The organism is Chamaesiphon sp. OTE_8_metabat_110 (assembly GCF_031382685.1).
Lineage (GTDB): Bacteria > Cyanobacteriota > Cyanobacteriia > Cyanobacteriales > Chamaesiphonaceae > Chamaesiphon.
The window spans coordinates 1-17,412 of the sequence record NZ_JANMZA010000017.1; the positions used below are offsets into that span (position 1 = coordinate 1).

15 protein-coding genes are annotated in these 17,412 nt (G+C 46.5%); 13 read left to right on the forward strand and 2 right to left on the reverse strand.

The genetic code is table 11. The annotated features are described in order from the left end of the window. The 4 genes from RMO52_RS00515 to RMO52_RS00530 form a co-directional block, all read left to right on the forward strand. Positions 1-486: endo-1,4-beta-xylanase (locus RMO52_RS00515; protein WP_310410040.1), on the forward strand; the 486-nt coding region annotated here is incomplete at its 5' end. Between the two features lie 120 nt (positions 487-606). Further along, a complete protein-coding gene (locus tag RMO52_RS00520) occupies positions 607-2,913 on the forward strand; it encodes a polysaccharide biosynthesis tyrosine autokinase (RefSeq protein ID WP_310410042.1) in 2,307 nt (768 codons plus the stop codon). Positions 2,914-3,292: 379 nt separating this feature from the next. Continuing rightward, on the forward strand, positions 3,293-5,254 hold the full coding sequence (locus RMO52_RS00525) for a hypothetical protein (protein ID WP_310410044.1): 1,962 nt from the start codon (positions 3,293-3,295) through the stop codon (positions 5,252-5,254). 27 nt (positions 5,255-5,281) lie between these two features. Beyond that, positions 5,282-6,484, forward strand: coding sequence for a glycosyltransferase family 2 protein (locus tag RMO52_RS00530; RefSeq protein ID WP_310410046.1), 1,203 nt, complete (start codon positions 5,282-5,284; stop codon positions 6,482-6,484). A gap of 25 nt (positions 6,485-6,509) precedes the next feature. On the opposite strand, the gene RMO52_RS00535 is transcribed toward RMO52_RS00530, so the two are convergent. Next, entirely contained in the window at positions 6,510-7,367 is an 858-nt protein-coding gene (locus RMO52_RS00535) for a phosphodiester glycosidase family protein (RefSeq protein ID WP_310410048.1), read from the reverse strand. A 124-nt stretch (positions 7,368-7,491) separates the two neighbouring features. On the opposite strand from RMO52_RS00535, the gene RMO52_RS00540 reads away from it, so the two are divergent. The 4 genes from RMO52_RS00540 to RMO52_RS00555 all read left to right on the forward strand — a co-directional run bounded on the left by RMO52_RS00540 (position 7,492) and on the right by RMO52_RS00555 (position 11,396). Next, complete coding sequence (locus RMO52_RS00540) at positions 7,492-8,082, forward strand: hypothetical protein (protein ID WP_309738473.1); 591 nt, start codon at positions 7,492-7,494, stop codon at positions 8,080-8,082. 117 nt (positions 8,083-8,199) lie between these two features. Next, on the forward strand, positions 8,200-9,558 hold the full coding sequence (gene trmFO, locus RMO52_RS00545) for an FADH(2)-oxidizing methylenetetrahydrofolate--tRNA-(uracil(54)-C(5))-methyltransferase TrmFO (RefSeq protein ID WP_309738474.1): 1,359 nt from the start codon (positions 8,200-8,202) through the stop codon (positions 9,556-9,558). Between the two features lie 72 nt (positions 9,559-9,630). Then, positions 9,631-9,969, forward strand: a complete 339-nt coding sequence (locus RMO52_RS00550; RefSeq protein WP_310410050.1) for a hypothetical protein — start codon at positions 9,631-9,633, stop codon at positions 9,967-9,969. 167 nt (positions 9,970-10,136) lie between these two features. Next, positions 10,137-11,396 (forward strand): glutamate carboxypeptidase, encoded by a 1,260-nt coding sequence (locus RMO52_RS00555; protein ID WP_310410052.1) that lies wholly within the window; start codon positions 10,137-10,139, stop codon positions 11,394-11,396. A 9-nt stretch (positions 11,397-11,405) separates the two neighbouring features. On the opposite strand, the gene RMO52_RS00560 is transcribed toward RMO52_RS00555, so the two are convergent. Then, positions 11,406-12,653, reverse strand: coding sequence for an anion permease (locus tag RMO52_RS00560; RefSeq protein WP_310410055.1), 1,248 nt, complete (start codon positions 12,651-12,653; stop codon positions 11,406-11,408). A gap of 304 nt (positions 12,654-12,957) precedes the next feature. On the opposite strand from RMO52_RS00560, the gene RMO52_RS00565 reads away from it, so the two are divergent. The 5 genes from RMO52_RS00565 to RMO52_RS00585 all read left to right on the forward strand — a co-directional run. Further along, a complete protein-coding gene (locus RMO52_RS00565) occupies positions 12,958-13,215 on the forward strand; it encodes a hypothetical protein (protein ID WP_309739275.1) in 258 nt (85 codons plus the stop codon). After that, positions 13,205-14,119 carry a WecB/TagA/CpsF family glycosyltransferase gene (locus RMO52_RS00570; RefSeq protein WP_310410057.1) on the forward strand — a complete coding sequence of 305 codons (915 nt, stop codon included), beginning with the start codon at positions 13,205-13,207 and terminating at the stop codon, positions 14,117-14,119. The genes RMO52_RS00565 and RMO52_RS00570 overlap by 11 nt, the downstream gene beginning before the upstream one ends. Before the next feature lie 62 nt (positions 14,120-14,181). Further along, positions 14,182-15,507 carry a hemolysin family protein gene (locus RMO52_RS00575; protein ID WP_310410059.1) on the forward strand — a complete coding sequence of 442 codons (1,326 nt, stop codon included), beginning with the start codon at positions 14,182-14,184 and terminating at the stop codon, positions 15,505-15,507. Positions 15,508-15,608: 101 nt separating this feature from the next. Further along, on the forward strand, positions 15,609-17,036 hold the full coding sequence (locus tag RMO52_RS00580; protein ID WP_310410060.1) for an isochorismatase family protein: 1,428 nt from the start codon (positions 15,609-15,611) through the stop codon (positions 17,034-17,036). Positions 17,037-17,117: 81 nt separating this feature from the next. After that, positions 17,118-17,412 (forward strand): glutathione S-transferase family protein (locus tag RMO52_RS00585; protein ID WP_310410062.1); only part of this gene is annotated, 295 nt, incomplete at its 3' end.

Below are 17,412 nucleotides of genomic sequence, written 5' to 3' on the forward strand. Positions count from 1 at the left end.
GTATATAACGAGGGCGAACTAGAATATAACGAAGAGCATCAACAGGGCGTTCTCAAATTATTAGAGCGGCTCAAAGCTAAAGGTACTCCCGTTGCTGCCCTCGGCGTGCAATCTCACCTCTGGGGCAATCGGTTCGATCTAAATTATAAAAAATTTGGCAAGTTTCTGAAAAATGTTGCGGATTTAGGACTGAAAATCATGATTACAGAGCTAGATGTAATCGATAAAGACTTACCGCTAGATATTGCCAAACGCGATCGACTAGTCGCGATCGCCTATGAAGATTATCTCAATACCGTGCTAGCTGAAAAAGCAGTAATTGCCGTAGTTAATTGGGGCTTTACCGATCGGCATAACTGGATTACCCCATCGATTCCCCGTCAAGATGGCGCTCCCGCCAGACCGCTACCTTTCGACACCAACTTGCAACCTAAATTAGCTTGGAATGCGATCGCTAGAGCGATCGATCGATCGCCAAAACGCTAAATATGAATGATGACAATTTAGGCGATCGAACCGATCGCCACACCGCTCTCGGGGTCAGTATTTTGGCGGATTTAATCTCTAAAACATTTATTGTAAGATTGCAATATATAGAGAAAATGTATGGAATCCAAAGAAGCTATCGATCTAAACTTCAGCTACTACTTACCAGCAGTCAAACGACACTGGCTTCCGGCTGTGAGTATTTTCGCCTTGACATTTGCGCTGAGTCTCTTAGCCGCATCCCAACTGAAGCCATCTTATAAAGCAGAAGGGAGATTGTTATTCAAAAATTCTAACTTTAAAGTAGTCGGCTCGAATCTGATCCCTAGTAATTCTGAAGGAGAGTCCAGCGATCTCAAACCGTTAGTCGCGACTCAAAACCCCATCTCGACCCAGATGGAGGTCATTGGGAGCATTCCCCTATTACAGAAAACAGCCGATCTGTTAAATCGCCAATACCCTCAAGCTAAACGTTTAGATGTTAGCGATATTCAAGCTGGCTTAACTTCGAGAATTGTTGGAGGTTCGGATATATTGCAGCTTGACTATAAAGATCGTAATCCAGAACAAGCCGCGAATATCATCAATACACTGATGAGCGTGTACTTAGAAAATGATATTCAGACAACGCGAGCGGAAGCAGAATCAGCGCGTCTATTTATGGACAAGCTGCTCCCAAAAACGCAGGCGGCGATGACTGAATCAGAAATCGCCTTGCGGAAGTTCAAACAACAAAATAATGTTGTCGATCTGGCCGAAGAATCGCGATCGGCAGTGACAATTATTGGTAATTTAGATACTAGTATCAGTGCCGCTCAGGCGCAGTTAGCAGAAGCAACAGCGCAGACTCAAGACTTAAAAAAGAAAATTAATCTCACTTCCCAAGAAGCGATGGCTGTCAGTGCCGTCAGTCAATCGCCAGGGATCCAAGGAATTATCACGCAACTGCAAGATGTCGATCGCCAACTAGCGAGTGAAAGCAGCCGCTTCTCTGATAATAACCCGATTATTGTCAGTCTCCAAGAGAAGCAATCTAAATTAAAAGCCCTATTAACGCAGCAAATTGGCAGCACGATTGGCAACAACGCTCAAGTTCCTCAAGGTTTGCTCAAAGTTGGCGAACTCAAACAAAATTTGATTGCCGAATCGCTCAAATCAGAAGTCCAGCTCACTGGTTTGACTAAAAAACTCGCCTCTCTCCAAAATTCCCGCTCTGCCTACGAGCAAAGAATCAAGGTTATGCCTCAGCTCGTCCAAACACAGCGACAGCTAGAGCAGCAACTGGAAGTATCACAAGCGACACATCAGAATTTATTAAAAAAAGTTCAAGAGTTACAGTTAGCTAAAACTAAAAATATCGCTAATGCTCGCATCGTTGCAGCGGCAATCGTGCCTAAGAAAGCAGATACTAGTACGCAGCTGATAGTAGGGGGCTTAGGCTTATTAGCAGGTGCTTTTTTTGGAGCTAGCTCGATCGCTTATTTGGAAAGTAAAGATCGATCGCTCAAAACTGTCAAAGAGATCGAAAAAGCATTTGGCTACACCTTGCTCGGAGTCATCCCCACCACCGCCAAAAAGCGCAAACGCGTCCGCAGTCGGCGTCCGGAAATGACAACGCTAGAAGTTGCCGTAAGGGACACACCGCAATCTCTGACTAGCGAAATGTCTAGAGCGATCCAGTCTAATCTGCGATTTCTGAGCGACAATCGATCGTTAAAAACGATCGCGATTACTAGTACGGTTGCTAATGAAGGCAAATCAAAAGTAGCCGCCAATCTCGCTGCGGCGATCGCCGGACTCGGACAGCGGGTATTATTAATCGATGCCGATCTCCGCGTTCCTACCCAGCATCGGTTCTGGAAATTACCCTTAAAAAAAGGCTTGAGCGAACTACTAATCAAAAAGTCTAAATTTCCGCAAATTGCCTGGACAGTGATGGAGAATTTGGATATCTTAACTGCTGGCGCTAAGCCGTCTAATCCTTTGGCTGCTCTAGAATCTCCAGACATGGCAGCACTCTTGCTAGAAGTAGCCGACTTATATGACTTGGTGATTATCGATACGCCACCACTACTAGTGGCTAGCGACGCGATTACCGTCGGACAACTAACTGACGGCACGATCTTAGTCTCTCGTCCTGGCGTCATCGATGCTACCAGCGTGCTAGCCGCCAAAGCAAAGCTGCAAATGTCCCATGTTGATATCCTCGGATTGGTAGTTAACGGCGCGATCGCAGGTAATGAAACTGAAGATTATTTTGCTTCGGCTCGCGATTACTTCAGTGACGAATCAGAAGCTGAAGTGCCTTGGAATGATTATATGACTCAACTGGGAGAAACGATCGCCGACAGGTCTAGACAGGACACAAAATTCACAGATATGAACGGAGTGTCAACGATGTTAAATGGAGTTAGTAATCGAAACTGATCGACTTAGAGGGTGTTTGAAAAGGCTTTTCGGTGTGAATCGGAGATCTAAATCCCCCAACCCCCTTAAAAAGCGGATGCAATCACGCGGAGGTTTCCTCCGCAGGTGTTGCACCAAGCAGGGGGATTTAGGAGGATTTACCCACCATAAACGAAGCAATTAGACTTTTCAAACATCCTTTTAGACTCGTAACATCTTGAAAGCAGCAGGCGATCGCTTGCCGCTTTTGTTATAAAGTTATCAATTTTAGATAAGTATCGAGCGATTGATGTCAACGATCTCGATCGCATTAAATTAATTGAGAAGTGGCTAGTCTACATAGGCGATCGAGTTAAGATAATTAGCCGATCTCAAAAATAATCTTTCCACTTATAATCAGATGGGTTTTCGCTTGAGATGTGAAAGCCTCGATCGCTTGCCGATCGTTTCGGATGGTAGATTGTTACTCGATCTAGTTAGCGATCGCTTTGATACTTTTCTCGATCGAGCGAACCGAGGAGCGGCTGCCAAGTCGCGAAGATCGCTAATCAATAGGTATTTATTAATGAATGTAAAACACGGACAATTCTATACTAAAGAGCGTCCAGTTGGAGATGTAGCTATTCCTAGAGTTGTAGCCTTTGCATTACTCGCTGCAATTGTCTGGATCGCAAATTTTTGGTACTCAGCTAGTTTTGGATTGTATGAAGATGACTGGGTGAGGATTCCGACAATTATCGGACTGAGTTGGGAGCAAATATTTCATAAGATTGTATTTGATACTGGCTTTCAGGGTCGGCCATTTCATGATGGTTTGATTTTCTTGTTCTCATTTTTGGGGATTAAGCTAGGTGGATTGCCATATGCGTATGCGATCGGTTTTGCGATCGTCACGATTAATGCGTGGTTATTCTACTTGTTACTAGAGAAACTATATGGCGATCCGATCTTTACTTGGACTGGCTCGCTGGCATTTTGTTTATTTCCGGCTGATACAACTAGAGATTATTTAACTCATTCACTCGGAATTCAACCATCGTTAGCTTTTTTACTGATTGCTTTTCACTGCTATTTATCTAGATTTAAAAAATTATCTTATTTAATTGTCTTTTTGTGCTTGGTTTCTTACGAGCCATTGGTAACAGTCTTCTTTGTTGCGCCATTATTTAATCGTAAATGGGATGCCAAATTACCAAGAGAATTAGTCAAGCATAGTTTAGTCCTAATTGCGGTTATTGTCAGTGCGGGGATCTTACGAAAGTTGGTTGGAGAAAATCAAATTTCCAACTTCACACCCCAATCAGTAATGCTCCTAGTTTTAAATCCGATCTTCGGTTCGATTACTAGTCTGGCGATGTTAATCTATCGACCGATCGAAACCTTATTGAAACTAAATGGCGAACTATTATTATTTTGCATCCCCGCTGGCTTAATTTTCAGCTCCTTGCTATTTAGCTTCAAAATCAAGCCACTAGCTCAAGTCTTCAGCTTACGGACATTCGATCGATCTAAAAGATTTGCCAAACTTCCGAGCATCTTGAAGCCTTACGCCAAACCCCTGCTTACTGGGGCGAGTGCGTTGGTATTAGCTTATCCGCTGGCAATGACGACCTTTGGCTTTGCGATGAGTGGGAGAACGGCGCGAGTGCATGTCGCAGCAATTGTCGGCACGTCAATTTTGGCTGCTTGCCTGTGTTCTGTCATCTTAAACGTCGCCAATAAACACGGTCGCAAGCGGTTGGCGATCTTCGGATTAGCCGGAATGTTCGCGCTATTAATAGGATTTGGACTGAGAGTTCAGCAAGATTATCAGTTGATGTGGCAGCATCAAAGAGGCTTTTGGACGGACGTGGTGCGGCTGTGCCCCGATGTGACCGAAGGAACGGTGATTTTTGTCGAGCCGACTGGATTGCGCGATACCCGCCAACCAATCCCCTTTCGCGAGCCTAGAGGTGTCTCCGATCCCAAACAGATCAAAGGAATCGAATGGGAACTACCGCACGTCATGGCGCATATTTACCAGTTTCCAACTCAGTGGGAATGGCAGCCCCAATTGTACCGACTGCAATCGAATTGGCGATCGAAAATTGCCGCCGAGCGCGATTTATTACATGTCAGTGCGGCAATTGACTGGATTACCGAGCCAGAAATGAAACGCGAAGTTGCTAGTACTAATGTTATTTTCTTAGAAACTACCAATGGTCGATTGACTCGCCGTACCAAGCCATTAGTTATTGGCGATCGCCAATTTGCATTAAAGCAACTATCATTATCGGAACTACCGCAATTTGAAAAAAAATATCTGTATAATTATCTCATTCAGAAGCCTAATGAACAGCCGATTGACTACTTAATTAAATAGATCGCATCTACACGGTTAAAATTTTTTATGATTCCAGCTAGTCCCTTACTGCCCAACCCTACTGGTTCATTACTGATACCAGTCCAACCATCTGGAGTCAATCTACAGCAAAAATTACCAAAATTCTCACTGATAATTCCAACGTATAATGAGAGTCAGAATATTGCAGAAATAGTCGGTATTTTAGTTGAGATACTCGATCGGCAAATCCCCTCAGATTACGAACTGATCGTAGTAGATGATGATAGTCCCGATCGTACTTGGGAATTAGCTAGTAAATTGATTCCCGATTATCCCCAATTACGCGTCATTCGCCGCGAAACTGAGCGGGGGCTGTCAACGGCAGTCATCAGGGGTTGGCAAGCCGCTCAGGGCGAAGTACTCGGCGTAATCGATGCCGATTTGCAACACCCACCAGAAATCATCCTCCAGCTCTGGGGCGAGATCGAAAAAGGTGCAGAGCTAGCGGTAGCCAGCCGCAACGTCGAAGGCGGCGGCGTCAGCGAATGGAGCATCGTCCGTCGCTTCTTGTCGCGCGGTGCCCAGATGTTAGGCTTAGCAATCTTACCAGAAGTCATCGGTCGGCTCACCGATCCGATGAGCGGCTTTTTTATGGTGCGCCGCAGTGCGATCGCGAGTAAACTGCTGAGTCCGGTTGGGTATAAAATCTTAATTGAAGTTGCAGCGAGGGGACAAATTCGCTGGATTGCCGAGACAGGATATGTGTTTCGCGAACGGGTTGCGGGTGCGAGTAAAGTTACCTGGAAACAGTACATCGAGTATCTCCAGCATTTAATTACGCTGCGGTTTTCTTTATGGCCTGTGACACGCTTTCTCCGATTTGGAATCGTCGGTTTTAGCGGTGTTTTTGTCGATTTGGGCGTATTTTATCTACTCAGAACTGTTTTAGAGATTGGTTTGACTCGGAGTGCAATCTTCTCATCTGAAATCGCGATTATTAATAACTTCTTGTGGAACGACCTATGGACTTTTGGCGATGTCTCTAGCAAACAAATCGGAAATCGTAAACGATTGCGGCGATTTCTCAAGTTTAATTTAGTTTGTTTAGCAGGTGTAATTCTCAATGTCCTAATTGTGAATATCTTATTTAATATCGTTCATCTCAATGAATATCTAGCCAAACTCATCGCGATCGCGATGATAACCTTCTTAAACTTTTGGTTGAATTCAAAACTTAGCTGGCGAGTCACAGATACCGAAAAAGAGTAAAAACAGCCCAGGTGTATGCGGTAATCTAGGGTAAGTAGAACCCGAGCTGATTGGCAACCGGACGTTCATTCATGGGAACTTTTGCATGAATGGGTGCATTTAATACCGTGGCTCCATTGCCAGTATCGACGACTAGCGTTGTCGAGCCGCCACCATCTAAATTGATGGCTGTATCTACGCCTAATTTTGCCATGAGTTGTGATAGCTCTACTTTGGTGACACCCTCACTATAAAGTGGTTGCTTCCCATCGATAACAATCAACCATAATTTAGTACCCGATCTATCTATTCCAACCGCAACGCGCGGATACGGTTTCTGCTCGTCATCTGCAAACTTTTCCGCTGTCACTCGACCGTTACTAACCAAAAATTCGCGACCAGCAACAGCATTCATTGTCCCGTTAGGGCAGCTACCCGTGTCGATAATTCTGGCAGTATTGTCCTGAGAAATACACAAAGCTGGCCATTTTTCTAATGGTGGTGTATGGCGATCGCCATTAGAAATGGTTTCCCCCATCGGTACGGTACGATCGCCAGATCGCGGGTAATAATCCCACGGCGTTCGATCGTAAAATGGGGAGAAATAACTAGCATTAATCGCTAATTTGGTTTTAAATTCTCGAACGAAAGCCGAAGTAGTTCGCGAATTCTGTGGCGATTGGGGCGTTACTAATAATCTCAGTCCCGCAGTTTGGAGATCGATCTTCACGATATGTATCATCACCGGACGCGGTTGCGATCTTGCCTGACGTTGATACTCAATCCCTGCAAATAGCGAGCGCGATGTCGCCGTGCGCTGCGGTCGCAAGAAATACGCTCGACTATAGGCGATCGGCGGTAATAGTAACAAAACTGTCGTAGCTAATAAAAGTTGACATCGCATGTCGGAAAATATTAATTAAAATCTTTCGATATTATTGCCACTACTGGGAGATTTATGTAATTCTAATATAATTGAGTCGATCTAAACTTTACTATCCCGCTAATTGAGAGAGGTTAGTCCAGTCTTGAAAAAGCTAAAATTTCTAGGCATGTTAGCTGCAACTGGAGGCTTGACGATCGGGTCGTTACAGGCAGCTACTCAAAACATCTTTGGTGTTTTAGGTCGAACTCCAGAAGACCCAAAATGGTACTTGACTATCGGTTTATTTAGCTGTTTCTTAGTTTCTACGATGGCATTGGCGATCGGGCTGTTGACTAGCAAAGAATCGATTGTCTCAAAGCTCTCGATTTTTAGCTCAGCCGCGATTTCATGCGTGTGGTTAGGGTTTTATTATGGTGGCATCATTGGGAATAAAACGCCACAAGTCGCGATCGCGATTGCCATCATTGGATTGTCGCTCGTGGTACTAATGGGTTGGTACCGACAACCAAAATTGACGCTAATGGCGATCGTCCTGATGGGAGTAGTTACAGCATACGGGTTGAGTTTTCTATGTTCGGTAGTCGCAGTCTCTTTTTTAAGCACTGCTCGGTTACTAGAGGCAAGTATTTGGCTAATTTTTTTCGCAGTGGCACTTGCAACAACGATCTTTTTTCTCAATTTCCTGATTCGAGAATTAGCCGATTATCGCTCGGCTTTAGGCTTTAGGCTTTAGGGTAAAGGAAACACCCAGTTCCCCAGTTCCCCAGTCCCCCTCTCATCAAGCCCGATCTATTCCTCCCAAGCCCAGGCGGCTTATAATAGAGCAGCAGACTTCAAGATCTTAGCTAATATGCGCGTTCAGGTGATTGGTGGTGGTTTAGCAGGTACCGAAGCAGCTTGGCAGATCGCCCAGGCTGGCGTCCCCGTGACTCTATATGAGATGCGTCCCCACACATTGAGTCCCGCGCATCATAGCGAAGAACTCGCCGAACTGGTCTGTAGTAACTCCTTCGGTGCCCAATCGACCGATCGCGCCGCTGGATTATTGCACGAAGAACTCCGTCGCTTGGGTTCGGTAATTATCAATAAAGCCGACCATCATGCCGTCCCCGCCGGGGGCGCATTAGCAGTAGATCGCGGTAAATTTAGCCACGATCTGACCGAAACCCTAGCCAATCATCCCCTCGTTGAATTTCGCCGCGACACCGTACCCGAAATCCCCCGCGATGGCATCGTCGTATTAGCCACTGGGCCATTGACAGCACCCGCACTCGCCGAAGATATTCAAAAATTGGCGGGAATGGAATACCTCAACTTTTTTGATGCCGCCAGTCCGATTATCGTGGGTGATTCGATCGATAAAAACATTGCCTTCTTCGCATCTCGCTACGACAAAGGCGAAGCCGCCTACCTCAATTGTCCGATGAATAAGGAGCAATACCTCCACTTTCGCCAAGAGCTGTGTAATGCCGAGCAAGCCGAATTAAAGGATTTCGATCGTGAAACTGCGAAATTCTTTGAAGCGTGCCTCCCGATCGAAGAATTAGCCCAACGCGGCGAGGAAACGATGCGTTACGGCCCTCTAAAACCCGTCGGACTATTCGATGGTCGTCGCGGCGATTTCAAAGCTCCTGAGAACCAAATTCACCGCCCCTACGCCGTCATTCAACTTCGCCAGGAAGATAAAGCCGGACAACTGTGGAATATGGTCGGTTTCCAGACTAATTTGAAATGGGGCGAACAAAAGCGGATTTTCTCACTGATTCCCGGCTTGGAGAATGCCGAATTCGTCCGCTTGGGCGTGATGCACCGCAATACCTTTATCAACTCACCAAAATTACTCTCATCCTCACTCCAATTCCACAGCCGTAATACCCTCCTCGCCGCCGGACAAATCATCGGTACCGAGGGTTATACCGCCGCTGCTGCTGGCGGCTGGCTAGCAGGCACGAATGCCGCCCGCTTGGCACTAGGCAAAGAACCGATCGTGATGCCCAATGTCACGATGATGGGTTCCCTATTTGATTTCATCAGCACCGCCGAACCCAAATATTTCCAGCCGATGCCCCCGAATTTTGGCATCTTCCAAGAGCTACCAACCAAAATCAAGAACAAGCAAGAACGCTACGGTGCATATCGCGATCGATCCCTCAGTGCGATCGATGCTTTGATTGCCGAGCATTTAGCCCCGAAATATGCTTATAGTTAACTTTAAAGAATTTGTCTGGAAAGTGTCGATCGCCTGTTGTTTGATAAATAAAATATTGCCAAACAGATATTTATGAAACAACTTACCGCGATCGGACTAGCGATGACCTTGTTGGTTGGAAATGTTAATGTCGATACCGTTCAGGCTAGCTGCTATAGCTATAACGGTTCTCGACAAGAACAAATTAAATTGCAGGATAAACAAACTGGCTATCTCAGGGTGTGGGCGACTAAAAGTTTAAAAGGTCGAATGGTGGGAAAACTCAGACATGGTGAGGTCATCAGGACGCTAAAATTTGTTGAAGATCCAGTCTGTGGCGGAGCTGTCTACATCAAGTTCCGCAATAACAAAGGTCAAACCGCATACGGCTGGGTCTTTAGTGATGTATTGGTAGCATCGATCGAGGATTGATAAAGCTGCTCTAACTGTGAACTTGGCATATTCAGACATTTTCATCCCAATCGATATTCTTGAGGGGCGATCGAATTTCATCGATCGTCTTATTAATAATTCAGCCAATCCTAGCTTAGGATGGCGATCGCGTGGTATCACATTACCAATTTGGGAATGAATTGACAATGAAAATCAAGATGTCTGCTGTCATTGGGGTGCTGCTTTGCTTTATTTTAACACTTTTACTAATTCTAGGACAGGCAGAATTAGGCGTAGCAAAACCCGATCCGGCAATTTACGATCGGGCACAGCGATCGCAGAGTGGCTTCTTGACAAGATTAGCAAAACTCGTCAATATCGACTCAGGAACGGGCGATCTTCAGGGCTTAACTAAAGTTGAAAATCTAGTCATCGAGCAACTTAGATCGGTAACTACAGATATCAAAACCGTCACCGCCAAGCCTAGTGCGGGTAGAAATATTATTGCCACCATTAAAGGTACTGGTAAAGGTAAAATCCTGTTACTCGCCCATACCGATACTGTTTTCAAGCAAGGTACCGCCGCCAAAAATCCTTTCAAAATTGCTAACGGTAAAGCCATCGGGCCGGGAGTGATGGATGATAAAGGGAGTATTTTATTAGGTGTCGAAGCACTGAAAATTTTGAAAGAGACAAATTTCAAGAACTTCGATACGATTACTTTTTTGATTAATCCCGATGAAGAAAAAGGCTCTCTAGGTTCGCGGGAATTAATCAAAGCAACCGCCAAAAAACATGATGTGGCACTCGTCTTAGAATTTGGTTCGCCCCAAGATAAAGTCACCTCTTGGCGCAAGGGCATCGGCTATTACGGACTACAAGTAACCGGGCGCAAAGCTCACGCTGGAGCCGAGCCAGAAAAAGGCTGCAATGCTCTCCTTGAAGCCGCTCACCAAACATTACAACTAAGCAAACTCGACAATCCTCAGAAAAAAACGACAGTTAATTTTACAGTGCTGCATACGGGTGACAATGCGCGGAATACGATTCCCGATGCCGCCAAAGTTGAGGCAGATGTGAGGGTATTGGAAGCTCCAGAGTACGATCGCCTGACCAGAGAATTTACCCGCTCATCTCAAAATAAACTGTTGCCCTGTGCCCAAATTAAAGTCATCGCCGAACGCGGACGCCCCCCATTTCCCGCCAATCCCCGCACCGACGCCCTCGTCAAAAAAGCTCAAGCCATCTATCAAACCATCGGTCTCCAATTGGGCGTAGAAGGTAGCGGCGGCGGCACGGATGGCAACTATGCCGCTGTTGTCGGTACCACCACCCTCGACGCCCTCGGACTCGTCGGCGGTGGGGCACATACCGAAGCCGAATATATCGATATCGATCGCATTGCCCCGAGAGTATACTTATTGACCAAGCTCATCATGGATCTGGGAGCTTCAGCCCGATCTTAAACTCCCGCTTTAAGTAAAAAAGTAGCGAAGCCCGGTAAATATACCCGCACTGAGGAGCGTCGCGATCGGAATTGTGACAATCCACGCGAGCGCGATCGATTTGAGCGTATCGAGGCTGAGCGATCGCCAATTTTTGACGGCACCTACGCCCACCACAGCACCCACTAGAGCGTGGGAAGTCGAGACGGGTAGCCCTTGACTCGAAGCAATCAAAATCGTGGCGGCGGTGGCGAGTTCGGCGGCAAATCCGCTACTCGGTTCGAGCTTGATAATTCCTTCGCCGATGGTGGCGATGACTTGTTTGCCCCAAATAGCCAAACCCGTGACAATTCCCACGCCACCGAGTACCAGCACCCACAAGGGGATTTCCAAACTCGATTGGGGGACGGTACCAGTATTTTGAATATATAAGATGGTTGCTAACGGTGCGATCGCATTACCGACATCATTGGAGCCGTGGGCGAATGCCACACAGCAAGCACTTAATAATTGAAATCTCGCTAGTTGTCGCTCGATAACGGCGGGGATTTCGGATGAGGCGGCAATCTGCTCCGCTCTGAGTCGCCGCCAACCTACTAGCGTAATCGCCAGCGCCGCCATTCCCCCCAAACCCAGTGAAAAATCGTGGCGGGGGACAGCGGGTAAAAAGTCTGAGGGTAAAGTTTCCACAACAGTCGGTAAGACGATTACGCCAAATACCGCCACCAAAATCAGCGATAACCAGGGAATCCAAGTATCGAGTTGAATCAGTGGTTGCTCTTGCTCCAGAATCGATCGTTTAATCAGTAAATAAAAGCCCGCAGCCACCGTCCCGCTAACTAGTGGCGTAACTACCCATGCTAGTGAAATCGTCCCCAGCGACGACCATTCTACCGCGCTCGTGCCAGCAGCAACCCAACTAAATCCGGCGATCGCGCCGACTACGGCATGAGAAGAAGCAACTGGCAAATTTTTGGCAGTTGCAATTTGCAGCCACAATCCACAACTAATTAACACAGCCACCATGCCTAGTAGTAATGTTTGCGGTTGACTGACAAATAAATCGGGATTGGCGATACTAATTGCCAAAGTTGACGATACCTGTCGCCCAAATAAGACCGCACCTGTAAATTCTAAGATGCCAGCAATGACGATCGCTTGTTTGAGCGTAATCGCTTTCGAGCCGACTGAAGTACCCATCGAGTTGGCAACATCATTCGCGCCTAAATTACAAGCAACATAGAGAGCCAAACAGCATACAAATCCAATAAATATCATCGATCGGTGTGAGAATGGGTAGAATTAGTATAGGGAATATAGTTCGATTTTAGTAGCGAGCTAACACGATCCCCCGCGATCTGAGTCACCAGTCTTGACGCGATATTTCGTCCGATATGACTACTTTGTTTAGCTAGGTAAAAGCTCTCCTCATTCACCAAATGACAGCCATAATCGCAACGGTTCGATCGAGGGAGGAGAGCCGATGTAGCGATCCAATCTCCTGGGTGCGCCCTAAATCGATCGCTTCAGATGTAAGCTATCCCTAATATCTCAACTCTAAAAAAACTTCACCCCCACTTAAATGGCACAACACAATCCTCACAGCATCCAACTCCAAATTACTCGCATGTTTGAGAGCGGTCAATCGTTATTTGCGAAAACTAAAGTAGAGGATTGGCTCAAGCAGCGCAACGAACCACCATCAGACTATGATATTATCTTTGCCAAAAAGCCTGCTCCAGTAGGTTCTAGAGATGTCGTCGCGATCGAGATTCAGCTCCAGCGCAAAGACGGACAACCAGTAGACGAATGGTTGCTCTCGCAATTAAATGACACTTGATAGCGCGGGTTTTTTAGCGATTTTCTGGCGATCGATCTTGCTTTGCTTACTAGCAAATCCGATTGTCCCGACTCCCAGCAGCGATTTCTCTTCATTGACGATGAACATATTACCCCAGCACTCTACCAAATCTATGTCCGATCGCCTATCTACCCCTCTGCCACAATTCAAAATTCTCGGGCAACCCGTACACTTATCCCCCGATTATGTGCCGTGGCTGCTCGACAGATTGGAACAAGGCATCGGTACCCATGTCGTGACGATGAATGCCGAAATTGTGATCCAGGCAAGTCACGATCGCGAACTAGCGAATATCATTGCTAATGCCGACTTAGTGACTCCAGATGGCTCGGGAATTATCATGGCGTTGCGATTGCATGATGTCGAGCAACCCCGCTATGCTGGCATCGATTTGGGTGAAGATTTACTGCGTTTAGCTGGCGCACCAGAGCGTAATTATCCGGTTTTTTTCTATGGGGGTAAGCCTCAGATCGTCAAGCAAGCAGCTCAAAAGTGGCAAACTGACTTTCCAGATCTAAATATCGTGGGCATCGAGCATGGTTATCTGGATGCTGAAGCACAATCTAAATTATTGCACCAGATCCACACTACTCAGCCGAAAATCATCCTGGTGGCATTGGGAATGCCGCGTCAAGAGATTTGGATTCGAGATAACTTTCATCTGTGTCCACAGGCGATCTGGATTGGCGTCGGCGGTAGTTTTGATGTATGGTCTGGCGTCAAAAATCGAGCGCCACAATACATCCGCAATCTCGATCTAGAATGGATGTATCGCATCGCCCAAGAACCCAGTCGCTGGCGGAGAGCCTTGGCTCTACCCAGATTTGCCATCCTGGCGATCGCCGAACGAATTTTCGGCAAGGATAAACTCACAGCTAACTAGAGATCGACCCGAAACAAGTACACTAGAAGACAGTATTTCAGACATCCTTCATTCTTGGTTTCATGTCCCTAACTGCGGAATTATTGCTGGTTTTCGTGCTGATTTTGTTCAATGCCCTATTCGTGATGTCTGAGATGGCGATCGTCTCCGCACGAAAAGTGAGATTGCAAGCAGCGGCAGATCGCGGCGACAGACGTGCTGGAATTGCATTGGGCTTGGCAATGACACCCGATCGCTTTTTGCCCACAGTTCAAGTTGGGATTACCTTGATGGCGATTTTATCTGGTGCGCGAGGTGAGAGTGCGATTTCAAGATTGCTAGCACCACCACTAGCACAACTGTTACCACGTGAGTATAGCGAATCGATTGCTTCGGTACTAGCAATTGTGTTCCTGACTTATCTGACTCTGATCGTCGGCGAATTGGTACCCAAACAGATCGCTCTCAACAGTCCAGAAACAATCGCCAGTTTTTTCGCCATCCCCATCGACTTTCTGGCGCGGGTATCGACACCATTAATTTTAGTGCTGAGCTATTCTACCAACTTTGTTGTCAAGCTATTTGGCATCAAGCGTACTACTCAACCAGAAGTCACCGAAGAAGAAATCAAGGTGATGATCGAGCAAGGTACCGAAACCGGGATGTTTGAAGAGTCCGAGCAAGATATGGTTCAAGGTGTACTGAGTTTAGGCGATCTCAAAATCGGTGCGCTGATGACTCCTCGTCCAGACATTACTTGGATTGATATCAACGATCGGATTGCGATTACCCGTGACAAGATTATTGATAGCGACTATTCAAGATTACCTGTGTGTGAAGGCGAACTCGATCGCGTTTTAGGTGTCGTACATGTTGCCGACTTACTATCGCAAACCCTCAAAGGCGAAGAAATCAATCTCACCGCCTCCCTCAGTCAACCACTCTTTATCCCTGAAAGTACGCGCGGACTCAAAGTACTCGAACAATTTAAAAAATTCGGTACCCATATCGCCATGGTAGTAGATGAGTATGGCGTGATTCAAGGCTTAGTTACCATGCACGATCTCTTTGAAGAGATTTTTGGCGATATTACCGACTTTAATGAAGAACCCGAAGAACCCCAAATTATTCAGCGCGATGATGGTTCCTGGCTCTTAGATGGGATGTTATCGATCGAGGAATTACTCGAACAATTTGATATCCCCGAAAGTGCGATCGATCGCGGCAACTATCATACCCTCGGCGGATTTGCGATCATGCAGTTGGGTAAAATCCCCGTTTCCGGAGAACATTTTGAATGGCGCAGCTTGCGATTTGAAATCATCGACATGGACGGTAAAAGAGTCGATAAAGTCCTCGTTGAATTGTCCGAAACTCCAGCCGAACAGCACGAACATCATAGTAACTAGAGCTGGCAATAACAAATAGTAAATCTATCGATTTGGCGATCGCATCTTCGTCAGCTAAAATTAGGATTACCACGTTTTATCAATTCCTTCATTCAGCCTCGATGAAATCTCTTGCCGCTCTTCTGCTCGTCGATCTTCAGAACGACTTCTTAACAGAGGGCGGTGCTTTTAGCAAACGGCATATCGAACCCCAACAACTCTGTGAGGCTGTCGGATGGTTGGTGCAAGCCGCTAGACAACAACAGCGAAATGTTGCTTGGATTACTTCAAATTATGGCGAATTAACTGGAACGCCCGACGAACTCCACGGCAAAAGTCACACAGGGAAACCTTGCTGCGTTAAAGGTACTTGGGGTAGCGAAATCGTCACTACGTCGCAAAGTGCCTTCGCCCAGCGAACGGAGGATGAGATTTCGATCGTTAAGCATTGGTATGATGCTTTCGAGCAAACACAACTTCATCAGTGGCTGCAAGCCAAACGAGTAAATAAACTGGCGATTTGTGGCGTCACGACTAATGTGTGCGTGTTTCACACCGCCCAGTCTGCGCTCCGCTTGGGCTATCAGGTCGAGATCTTAGCAGAAGCGACATCGGCTAGCACCCCAGGAAAACATCTGCTGGCAATTCGAGAACTAGAAAAATTGGGTGCGACAACTAGACATTGGGGCGAACTGCTGGGCGAAAGTAATCCCGTGCGACTGAGCGGTATTGCTGGCGATAGTAGCCTAGATTGTGCAGCCCTCTCAGCTTGCATCGACGATAGTACCTTCCAAACTTTGCATGACGAGGTTGTTTGGCACCAGATGATTCATCGGGGTAGCGCAGTACCGCGTTTAATTGCCCTCCAAGGCACCAAAAAGCCGGATGGCGTCGAACCCCTCTACCGTCACCCAGCGGACGCACAGCCGCCCTTAACCCACTGGACACCAACCATCGACACTATTCGCCAAGAAGTCGAACGCCGCATCGGTCATCCCCTCAATCATTGTTTGATTCAACTCTACCGCAACGGGCGCGATTTTATCGGCGAACATGCGGATAAAACCCTAGATGTGATGCGTCCTTCGTTTATCGTAAATGTCTCGCTAGGCACGACAAGATCGATGTTATTTCGATCGAAAACCGATAAAGGTACAGTACCTCAAAAACTACCATTACCGCACGGTTCGTTGTTTATGTTGAACTTAGAGAGCAATCAAAAGTTCTATCACGGCATCAAACAACTCGGCAGCGATGGCACCGACGTACCTCGGATCTCTCTGACGTTGCGGTATATCGGCACCTACTACGACCGCACGAATGGAGCCGTCTGGGGAATTGGTGCCCCCAGCAAAACCAGAGCGGAGGCAAACGCCAGAGTCGAATGGATAAATTCGCTCGCTCCTGAAGAAAGACTAGCCAAGGAAGCAGTAGAAGCAGAGCGGATGTTGAGGCTCTTTCGCGAGGAAAATATTAATCCCAATTTTGATGCCAATGCTTATCAGCCTGGATTTGATATTTTAGATTTTCAGGGATTTGTCAATTGTTAAATTAGTGGATAGTGAATAGTGATTTTTACTTCACATGGTTTAAGTTGAACTATAAAATTTAATTAAGTTAGAGCTAAAGATATGGATCGAGAAAGAACCATTTATATTGTCAACGGATCGATCGCTAGTTGGCGAGTATTAATTACCCTATGTGAAAAAGGTTTATCATTCGACACCAAAAGAGTACGAGTGATGAGAGCCGATCCCGAAACTAGAACGCCAGAATTTTTGGCATTAAATCCCAGAGGGCAAGTACCGTTGCTCGTCGAACCCGACGGTACCAAAATCAATGAATCTTTGGCGATCTTGCACTATCTCGAACTGCGCTATCCTACACCTTCATTACTACCAGCCCAGGGAAATTGGCAAGAATATG

Bases quoted from the DNA above. Each gene is read 5' to 3' on its own strand.
- RMO52_RS00555 (WP_310410052.1), top strand. From the start codon at position 10,137: ATGAAAATCAAGATGTCTGCTGTCATTGGGGTGCTGCTTTGCTTTATT.
- RMO52_RS00550 (WP_310410050.1), top strand. From the start codon at position 9,631: ATGAAACAACTTACCGCGATCGGACTAGCGATGACCTTGTTGGTTGGA.
- RMO52_RS00580 (WP_310410060.1), top strand. From the start codon at position 15,609: ATGAAATCTCTTGCCGCTCTTCTGCTCGTCGATCTTCAGAACGACTTC.
- RMO52_RS00535 (WP_310410048.1), bottom strand. From the start codon at position 7,367: ATGCGATGTCAACTTTTATTAGCTACGACAGTTTTGTTACTATTACCG.
- RMO52_RS00565 (WP_309739275.1), top strand. From the start codon at position 12,958: ATGGCACAACACAATCCTCACAGCATCCAACTCCAAATTACTCGCATG.
- RMO52_RS00520 (WP_310410042.1), top strand. From the start codon at position 607: ATGGAATCCAAAGAAGCTATCGATCTAAACTTCAGCTACTACTTACCA.
- RMO52_RS00530 (WP_310410046.1), top strand. From the start codon at position 5,282: ATGATTCCAGCTAGTCCCTTACTGCCCAACCCTACTGGTTCATTACTG.
- RMO52_RS00560 (WP_310410055.1), bottom strand. From the start codon at position 12,653: ATGATATTTATTGGATTTGTATGCTGTTTGGCTCTCTATGTTGCTTGT.
- RMO52_RS00525 (WP_310410044.1), top strand. From the start codon at position 3,293: ATGGGTTTTCGCTTGAGATGTGAAAGCCTCGATCGCTTGCCGATCGTT.
- RMO52_RS00570 (WP_310410057.1), top strand. From the start codon at position 13,205: ATGACACTTGATAGCGCGGGTTTTTTAGCGATTTTCTGGCGATCGATC.
- trmFO (WP_309738474.1), top strand. From the start codon at position 8,200: ATGCGCGTTCAGGTGATTGGTGGTGGTTTAGCAGGTACCGAAGCAGCT.
- RMO52_RS00575 (WP_310410059.1), top strand. From the start codon at position 14,182: ATGTCCCTAACTGCGGAATTATTGCTGGTTTTCGTGCTGATTTTGTTC.